This is a genomic window from Morganella sp. HMSC11D09 (assembly GCF_001807955.1).
Lineage (GTDB): Bacteria > Pseudomonadota > Gammaproteobacteria > Enterobacterales > Enterobacteriaceae > Morganella > Morganella morganii.
Map to the genome: position 1 here is coordinate 1 of NZ_KV791690.1, position 858 is coordinate 858.

The window sequence follows — 858 nt, forward strand, 5'->3', positions numbered from 1 at the left end:
TATTCGGACATCACGTAGCACAGGGAAGTGTATAGGAGGAAGTAACATGCCGATGTTTAAAGTAACGTGCAAATGGAACGGGAAGCCATGGGAAAAGGATATCGAGGCCGAGGATGAAGCCGACTGCACAGAGCACATGTATTTGTTCGGTGTGCTGATTGGCAAAGCCGACATCCAAGACCTTCAGATCACCGAAATCACACAGAAGTAACCCACCCTATCCCACATCGGGATATCAGCAGGTAATCACATGACTATCAATCAGAACGTTTTCCGTCTGGCGCAAGCACAGGCGCGGGTAGCTGTACGCCAGAAATGCGATGACATCTGGTGGTTAGCAATGGAATTACTCAGAGAAAGTTACGGGAGGCAGGTATGCACAAGATAACCATCGAATCAAAACACCTGGCGACAAGCACTGAGCAAGCAGGATGCGGAAATCAGCGCGCCGTCATTTATTTTGACCGTAATTCGAGCGTGGAAACAATGGACGTTGAAACGCTTATCTTGCTGCTTAATCCGGAGAAGGAAACTCTGGAAAAGATACTCAGGGAACGATACGGGGAGGCAGCATGAACGCATACGCAGCACAGGATGCCCAGGAAGAGCGCATAGACTTCACAGAGGATGTGATATTCGGACTCAGCACGGAAACGCTGGAATATCTCGGCACTGAGAAGGAAAACGAGATAAGGGAGGCAATTGATAGGGCATTAAGAAAAAGGAGCGCGAGAAATGGAAACGGGCGTTTATTTAGGGCTTAGCAACGAGGACTATCACAAGGATGAAGCGATAGGCTCTACGTCAATAAAGGCAATCAGCGTCAGTCCTGCAAATCTGTATTTCAACCCATTTAAA

General features: G+C 48.0%; 3 protein-coding genes. All 3 read left to right on the forward strand.

What is annotated here, in order from left to right; genetic code table 11:
* Positions 1-46: 46 nt before the first annotated feature.
* The 3 genes from HMPREF3119_RS19390 to HMPREF3119_RS09600 all read left to right on the forward strand — a co-directional run bounded on the left by HMPREF3119_RS19390 (position 47) and on the right by HMPREF3119_RS09600 (position 764).
* Complete coding sequence (locus HMPREF3119_RS19390) at positions 47-211, forward strand: hypothetical protein (protein ID WP_085987535.1); 165 nt, start codon at positions 47-49, stop codon at positions 209-211.
* Positions 212-375: 164 nt separating this feature from the next.
* Positions 376-576, forward strand: a complete 201-nt coding sequence (locus HMPREF3119_RS09595) for a hypothetical protein (RefSeq protein WP_036412791.1) — start codon at positions 376-378, stop codon at positions 574-576.
* Positions 573-764 carry a hypothetical protein gene (locus tag HMPREF3119_RS09600; protein ID WP_070579529.1) on the forward strand — a complete coding sequence of 64 codons (192 nt, stop codon included), beginning with the start codon at positions 573-575 and terminating at the stop codon, positions 762-764. The genes HMPREF3119_RS09595 and HMPREF3119_RS09600 overlap by 4 nt, the downstream gene beginning before the upstream one ends.
* Positions 765-858 lie beyond the last annotated feature (94 nt).

Excerpts from the sequence above, each read along its gene's own strand:
- HMPREF3119_RS19390 (WP_085987535.1), top strand. The coding sequence starts at position 47 with ATGCCGATGTTTAAAGTAACGTGCAAATGGAACGGGAAGCCATGGGAA.
- HMPREF3119_RS09595 (WP_036412791.1), top strand. The coding sequence starts at position 376 with ATGCACAAGATAACCATCGAATCAAAACACCTGGCGACAAGCACTGAG.
- HMPREF3119_RS09600 (WP_070579529.1), top strand. The coding sequence starts at position 573 with ATGAACGCATACGCAGCACAGGATGCCCAGGAAGAGCGCATAGACTTC.